The 8,061-nt window shown below is 43.7% G+C and carries 4 protein-coding genes; all 4 read right to left on the reverse strand.

The genetic code is table 11. The annotated features are described in order from the left end of the window. Window positions 1–2,528: NosD domain-containing protein (locus PLL47_RS13960; RefSeq protein WP_324447060.1), on the reverse strand; the 2,528-nt coding region annotated here is incomplete at its 3' end. A gap of 579 nt (window positions 2,529–3,107) precedes the next feature. Beyond that, entirely contained in the window at window positions 3,108–4,664 is a 1,557-nt protein-coding gene (locus tag PLL47_RS13965) for a histone deacetylase family protein (RefSeq protein WP_324447057.1), read from the reverse strand. Continuing rightward, window positions 4,661–6,373 (reverse strand): hydantoinase/oxoprolinase family protein, encoded by a 1,713-nt coding sequence (locus PLL47_RS13970; protein ID WP_324447058.1) that lies wholly within the window; start codon window positions 6,371–6,373, stop codon window positions 4,661–4,663. The genes PLL47_RS13965 and PLL47_RS13970 overlap by 4 nt, the downstream gene beginning before the upstream one ends. A gap of 424 nt (window positions 6,374–6,797) precedes the next feature. Next, a complete protein-coding gene (locus tag PLL47_RS13975; protein ID WP_324447059.1) occupies window positions 6,798–7,754 on the reverse strand; it encodes a bile acid:sodium symporter family protein in 957 nt (318 codons plus the stop codon). Window positions 7,755–8,061 lie beyond the last annotated feature (307 nt).

The following is an 8,061-nucleotide window of genomic DNA, read 5'->3' on the forward strand; positions in this document are numbered from 1 at the left end:
ATTTCCTTTACCTCAACGTTCTTTGCGGGTTCAGGTGAACCGCCGCCACCGCCGCCACCGCCGCTGCTGTGGCTGCTTCCTCCATCGTCATCATCTTCTTCTACAGTTATTGTAGTGGTTTTTTCATTTGTGCCGTTTCCATTAATTGCAGTCAGTTTAACAGTGTAAGTTCCTGCTGAAGAATAAGTGTGCGTTGGATTCTGCTCAGTTGAAGTGGCTCCGTCTCCAAAGTCCCATGACCAGGATTCTACGTTTTGCGAACGGTCAGTAAAGGTCACTGAAAGTGGAACATACCCGCTTGTAGCACTGGTACTGAAGTCTGCAACAGGATATATGATGCTTGGACCCGTAGCAGTTATAACAGCAGTTTTTGTAGCCGTGCCGTTATCGTTGCTCGCTGTCAGGGTAACTGTATAGTTTCCTGCTGTTGAATAAGTATGCGTTGTATTCCGATCAGGTGAACTGGCTCCGTCTCCAAAGTCCCAGTTCCATCCGGTTGCATTCTGTGAGAGATCTGTAAACTGCACTGTCAGAGGGACAAGCCCGCTGGTAACATTAGTGTTGAAGTCTGCAGAAGGAAGCACAAGATAGACTTCTTTGAGCGGGAGGTAGTCTATTGCATCATCGTTAGAATATGTCATATCAATAATGCCGTCCCCATCGGTATCGTTATCTGCATATCTTTGAGAGAAACCATCTTTAAGGACAGGAGTGCCCCAGAAATTACCTCCCAGATAAGATCCGCCCGCAATATTTCTGCCTGCAGTTTTTGTGATATTCCATGTGCATGCAGTATTATTGTTGTCTGTATTCTGTGTGTTATTAAAATAGTTGTTGTAAATAAGGTTATATCTACTCTGAGCACACAGGAACATACCGGCAGTTCTGCTCCGTGTCATATTGTTGCTTGAGACAGTGTTGTATCTGGAAGAATTAAATTCAATTCCATAGGTATCATTATAAGCCGTGTTTCCTGAAATAGTGTTATTGTTGGAGAGTGAGACCCTTATTCCGGAAGCAACATTATTAGATGCTGTATTGTTAGAAATAACGTTCTCATATGATGCACTTACCTCGATACCCCTGAGGTTGCTCGGAACTAAATTGTTGAGCACGTAGGTATTGTTAGAGTTCACAAGGTAAATCCCGTCACCGCCATTAGAACTTATAGTGTTACGGCTAAGGTTGTTATTACTGCCAGCGTTTTCAAGAAGAATACCATGACCGGTATTCGAGTTCACAGTATTACCTGAAATTTTGTTTCCGCTGGCTGAGGAAGTTACATAAATAGCTCTGCGGTTTCCGGAAGCGTTGTTATAGGACACATTATTGTCGCTGGCACCCCCGAGAACAATACCATAACTGGCATCTCCGTTGTTTAATCTCGCTGTGTTGCTGACAATATTATTATTACTGCAGTTCTGGAGAACTATACCGCCATTTACGTTTGAATATACATCATTACCTGAAACTGTGTTTCCGCTGGATGTATAAGCCAGGTAAATGCCTCTGTTATTAGTAAATGCAGTATTGTTGACAACACTAGTATTGTTGGAATATATTATAGCTATTCCATAGTCGTTATTTGAAACTGCATTGTTCCTCAGGACATTATTGTGTGCAGCATTCAGGTGAATTCCATGAGTAAGCGTATCTATAGAGCTGTCCGAAATCGTGTTACCAGATATCTCGTTTCCTGAGGAAATATAAATCTCAAAACTATTATTGGTGCTGTTAAACACATTGTTGTTTCTCATGAAGTTTCCGTTTGAATATGTCAGATATATTCCATGAGCTCCGTTTGAGTTTAAGTTGTTATTTTCGAGAGTAATATTGGTTGCATTCTCCATAACTATACCAGAGGATGCACTCAGGTTTACAGTATTTCCCGATACAGTGTTTGCCTGAGAAACCGAAATATAAATTCCATAATTGTTGTTTGAGACTCTGTTGTTAGAAACAGTAGTGTAATTGGACTGCAGGATATTGATTGCCCTGCCCTGACCTGCAAGAAGGCTCTTGGTGGCTGTGTTATTGCTGACTACCGTATAACCGGAACCCTTCAGGTATATTCCAAGGGCATCGTCGTGTAGTATATTGTCTTTAACTTTACAGTTAAGACTATTGAGCACATAAATGCCTGAGCGGTCAGTCCCTGCTCCTGTAACATTCAACCCCTGAATGGTTACGTTATTACAGTTAGATATAGCGATTACGTTTACGTTTGAGTCATTAGCTGCAATTACCGTTTCGGACGGACCCGCCGAAGATGTGATTAACAGGTTTTCTTTGCTGTCTATGACAACGTTTTCCGTATACGTTCCCGGGTCAACGATAATTACAGAGTCTGGACCTGCACCGGTTACTGCGGCCTGTAATGAATATGTATCATTAACATGAATTTCAGCCGCCGCCCCAGCACAGGAGCTCAGTGTTAATATGAGAGTGGCTAGTATTAAGATCCTTATTCTGTTTATTCGAATTCCTCCATAGAATAGAAGAAATTTTTTAAATATACTTCCTACAATTACTTAGAAATTAACTACAAATACAATATAAACATATTGGTGCTATTAATATTTTTAAGAAAATATAGATTTAAAAGATTGCACACTGTATATATTAAAAACGTAAGAGTATTACGATATTAGCAGCTGCATATTTCCCTTGCCCATACTGCATAATTACATCCAGTAACATGACAGGATTCACTGCTAACAAATATAATTAAATCAAAAAGAGTAAAATTAATATATTTCAAGTGTTTTTTACTGAAAAACTCCCAGAATTAGAAAAAAGTATAATAAAAACACACATAACATCTGAAAAAAAAGAAAAAGGTAGATCGATTTTAAGAAAAAATGAATATCAAAAAATGAGATTGGAGGGATGAAGCAAATCGAAATAAGAAAATTAAAGAAGGATTACCAGTATCCCTGAACTCATCCCGTTTCCATAAAAAAGAAAAAACATGAGCTATAGCCTTCAATCCTCCAATAAACGGCTTTCCTTATATCTCAAATAAATGACTTTAATGTCCCTCAATAAATGACTTAATCTGTATTTTAAATCTCAAACCCCCTGCAGGCATTTCAAAGCCGAGATTATCAGTAGACGGTTTCCTGCCTGGTTCTCATATTATATGCCCTGTATTCATCCGCTTTCTTGTCCTGAAGATAGACATATTCGTATACAGGAGAATTGATCTTTTTCCCATACTCCTCTCTCGCCTCTGCCTGGCAGCGCTTGCAGGCATAGATAGGGACCGATATTCCGAATATTCTGGCATCGTTTATGCTCCTGTGGGCACGGGAGTCTATGGTTACATAGCCATTGCAGTCAGGGCACATCCTGACCGTTTCTTCCTGGAATTCCTGAATCATATCGGTATCGTAGAAGATCTGTTTTTTCCGGCGGTAAAAGTCCCCTTGTTTTGCCATCTCCGCTTCTACAAGTCTGTCCCGGTTTTTCCAGTTTTCGAGCTGAGTTGCAACAATCTCCTCCAGTACCTTCCTGTCCCTTGAAGCCTGCACGAACATCCCTGGTTTGAAATCAGGTTCCCTCACACAGGAATAATCAAGCCCTGCCATTGCAAGGATTATGCCTGTATTTACATAGGGCAGTGCACTCTGGATTGCATAGCCTCCTTCAAGCACTGCCATATCAGGGGCAAGTTTCTCGTTTAACTTTGCATAGCCCTGAGCTGAGAAGCGCATATTAGCAAGGGGATCGGTATAGTGGTTGTCCTGCCCCGCAGAATTAAGAACAAGTTCCGGCTTGAAGTCCTCAAGGATCGGCATCACAAGGGCATCAAGCACGTAAAGAATACCCTCATCCGGAGTCCCGGGAGGAAGAGGAATATTAATCGTCCTTCCAAGGGCTTTCGGACCCCCCAGTTCGTTCATGAAACCGGAACCGGGATAAAGAGTCCTTCCGTCCTGGTGGAAAGAAATGAAAAGAATATCCGGGTCGTTGTAAAAAATCTCCTGTGTCCCGTCCCCGTGATGGACGTCAGTGTCAACGATTGCAATCCTGCGTATCCCATATTTTTTTCTCAGGTATTCGACAAGAATTGCTTCATTGTTGATATTACAAAAACCGCGGTTTCCATGGGCTACTGTCATGGCATGATGTCCCGGAGGGCGGACAAGGGCAAAAGCGTTTCTAACCTCACCCCGCATAAGAGCATCAGCAAGTACCAGACAGCTTCCGGCTGCAATAAGGTGAGGAGTTGTTGCCTGGGCTTTTATGTCAGGAACACAGAAATGAACCCTTGCAATGTCCTTATAATCTGCAAGACGGGGTTTGTACTCGGCTATCTGGGGCAGGTCCATCAGCCCTTCTTCAAATATCTGGTCCCGGGTATACAGGAGACGTTCCTCTCTTTCCGGATGGGTTGGAGAAATTGCCCAGTCAAAAGCCGGGAAGAATATAAGACCTGTCTTTCTGGCTTCTGCCCGGCATGCAGGAATCAGAGGGTTCTTTTCGGGCTGATATTCCAATTCATCCTCAGATTTATACTCTGAAATATTTGTTTTCACTGTAACTTCCTTCTCGATATCAGGCTCAGTTTCCTTTTCTATATGTTCTTTTTTCATATATTCCGTATTTTTATCAGCTCCGCCTTTGATAGCGTCCTTAATTTTCCCAAACCCGAGCCTCATGCCTTTTCCCTCCGGTTCCATTCCGCAATCAGGCCAGCTGGAATTTGCATACTTACATCAAAAATCCTCCCTACCGTAGACCAGCCCTGCACAACGTTGAAAACTTCACTGCCAACAATCTCGGCTTCGTCCGCATACTCGGAAATCCCAAACTTTTTTGCGCGGTCCCCGAGGAGTTTTGCTGCAAGGGCTTCGGCTTCTTCAGAACGCATCCGGTTGAAATTTCCAATATCCGTAGATATAAGGCTTAGAATATCTCCCTCTTCGGCTACAGAATATACCTTCTGTTCAGTATCAATGCGCAGGTTAAGGGTGAGGGTGGGCCTTGCAACAGCTGCCCCTATAGCGTTTCCTACTTCAGAATGTTCGGGAATCACCGGTTTAGCATTCAGCTTTTCCGCAACTCCTGCAATCAGGCCCTTTGCCCCGCCGCCTATTCCGACAACATTCTCAGGCCTTTCTTTTTTCTTCTGCAGAACTTCCCATATCCTGTAAGCAGGCTCCTGTTCCCATTCAAAAAACATCTCTCTCACTGCCTGTGCAATCATTTCTGCAGTACTGTCCACTATAAGGGAAGCAACTTCTGTTTCAGACTTCCCAAGGCTGGAAGCTACAGCTTTGATTGCTTCTTTTGCACGTTCAGGGTCTCCCACATCTACAAGCCCGAGCACTCTCAGAGCATCTGTTGGTGTTGGCTCTTTTCCTCCCATGCAGTAAGCCGGACCTGCCCTTTCAGGGCCTATGGTTACCTTCCTGAGCCCACTTTCTGTTTCTCTGACCCTAACAACACTGTCTCCTCCCACAGCTATCGAGCGGACTGCAAAAGCCCGGACATGGGTCAGAAAATTTCCGAGTTTCGCACCTCTGGAAGCAATAAGCGGTTTTCCGGAAAGGACGAGGGCAAGGTCGGTAGTTGTCCCGCCGATATCCACCACAACAGATGTCTGCCCTTCGGGGGTAAGGGCAAGAGCTCCTATCGTGCTTGCTGCAGGACCCGAAAAAATAGTTTCCACAGGGAATTCCACTGATTTTTCTATTGGCAGAGTCCCACCATCGGCTTTAAGGATATAGACAGGAGCTCTTATTTTTCGTTCCTCCATAGCTTTTTTAATCTCCGCAACAAATTTCTGGTATCTCTCACCTGTTGCAGACGCCAGCATGGAAGTAGCAACCCGTCTCGGGAAGTTCAGTTTTCCTGAAACTTTATGACCGAGTTCAACTTTACAGTCCGGATACATTTCCCTCAGAATTTCCTGTATCCTGAGTTCATGGGAGGGGTTTCTCTGCCCGAATTTGCTTACTACGGCAGCTCTGGAAAAACCCTGCTCCTTAATTTGATTCACCGAATTCCGGACCTCAGCTTCGTCAAGCGGCTGGATTTCCCTTCCCCTGTAATCCATAGCTCCTTTAAGGTAGAAACTGTCAGAAAAAACATAACTTGCAGGATTAACTCCCGGTCCCGGAATGAGTAATAAAGCTACACGGTCAGTTTTTCCCTCAGCAATAAGGTTTGTTATTACGGTTGTGCTGAACACCACCCTTTCAACCTGTTCCGGGGGAACTCCTCTGCTAACTTCATCAAGGGCACCGAGCAGAGACTTCAGAAGATTTCCTGCATCCGTGGGAACCTTGGCTGTGCTGTACACTTCTCCGTTCCGAATAAGCACCGCATCCGTGGTGGTGCCCCCTACATCAATTCCTATGAGCATTCACAATTCGCCTATCCTCACAATGATATATATTGGATTCTTCACTTTTTTCAAATTTATAATGAACTTAACTTTAACCAGTTCCAATTGACCTTGGTATAGAAATAAGTGTATGCTTTATTCGATATCGTGCAGGTATAGAAAAAAAGCTTGAAAAATGAAACGATTACGTTTCATCAGTCCGAAATTAATGCCAAAAAAATAGTCCTCTTGAGCTCGCTTAATAGTAATCCGTAAATCAGTCTGCTTGAGCGAGCGAAGCGAGTGAAACGGACGGCGGGCTCCCGAGGCGGAACTCGGGTGGCGCAACTCGGGAAGGAGAAGTCCAGAGAATTTGTATCGCTTCCCTGAACTTTTCCTTTTGATTCCAACCCTTGTTCTTTCTACCTCAGTGTGAAACCCTTTCAGGTCTCACCCCAACCTCTTAGTGGAGATGACCACTTGTTTTGGGTCTCTCATGTTTATCGGGATCAGATGATGTTTCTTTTGCCCAGTGCCCTGCAAGGAAAGCTCCGGACAGGTTGTGCCATATGCTGAAGATTGCACCCGGAAGCGCTGCAGCGGCAGTAAAATGTTTTATTGCAAGAGCAACGCTGAGGCCCGAATTCTGCATTCCAACCTCGATTGCAATAGTTCTTGCTTCTATTTCGCTGAGTTTCAGAGCTTTTGAAACAAAGTAGCCTCCTGCAAGCCCGAGCCCGTTATGCAAAACCACAGCAAGCAGGACCAGGGGTCCGCTTTGTTCAAGGTTCTCGCTGTTTGTCCCTATAATTATGGCAATTATTATCACAATAGCAGCTGCTGAAATTGCAGGAAAGATATCCCTGACCGCCCTTATCCGTGCTTCAAAGAAATAATTGACCGCAAGACCAAGAACTACAGGCACAATCACGATATTTACGACACTTACAAGCATGCCTGTAACGTCAACCTCCACGGTCTGCCCTATAAAAAGCCAGGTAAGGAATGGAGTTGCGAGAAAGGCGATCATTGTGGAGACAGATGTAAGCACTATTGAAAGTGCAACATCCCCTTTTGCAAGATAGCAGATAACATTCGAAGCCGTACCACCCGGACAGCAGCCGAGCAGGATCACACCCGCCATAAGGTCGGCAGGCAGCTTTAAAGCCAGACAGACTACCCATGCAGCCAGAGGCATAACGGTGTACTGCATCAATGTACCCAGAAAGACCACATGAGGCCTCTTCAGGACTGCAAGGAAACTGTCAACTGAAAGTGTAACTCCCATCCCGAGCATGATCAGGCTTAAAAAGGGCACAATGAGATTATTGTGAGGGGCAAAATATTCAGGATATACATATGCTACAGCAGATAGAAGTACTGCCCAGAGGGGGAATAACGAAGTAAACTTTTTAAGCATTTTTTAGTACACCGTCTCTTCAAATGGACGTTTGAGTTATTAAACTAACTAAGATTGTCATTTAAATAGATGTCTATATAATCCCAATTAATAATAAAGCTGCAATTAATTTCGAAATTGCTGAAATAGCAGATACATTTGATTTGCGGAACGTTAGAAAAAAGAAAAAATTGCCTGTTTTTAAACATTCTTCTGAAAAACGATTATTGAACCTGCACTTTACTCAGGTTTTTTGCTGCGTATATCAATGGCCACCTGTTTCCACTTGCTACTTATATATACAGGCTCTGCCGATACACTGCCCCAT

Origin of the sequence: Methanosarcina sp. (assembly GCF_035390745.1) — an archaeon.
In the GTDB taxonomy this organism is placed as follows: domain Archaea; phylum Halobacteriota; class Methanosarcinia; order Methanosarcinales; family Methanosarcinaceae; genus Methanosarcina.

Excerpts from the sequence above, each read along its gene's own strand:
- PLL47_RS13970 (WP_324447058.1), bottom strand. The coding sequence starts at position 6,373 with ATGCTCATAGGAATTGATGTAGGGGGCACCACCACGGATGCGGTGCTT.
- PLL47_RS13975 (WP_324447059.1), bottom strand. The coding sequence starts at position 7,754 with ATGCTTAAAAAGTTTACTTCGTTATTCCCCCTCTGGGCAGTACTTCTA.
- PLL47_RS13965 (WP_324447057.1), bottom strand. The coding sequence starts at position 4,664 with ATGAGGCTCGGGTTTGGGAAAATTAAGGACGCTATCAAAGGCGGAGCT.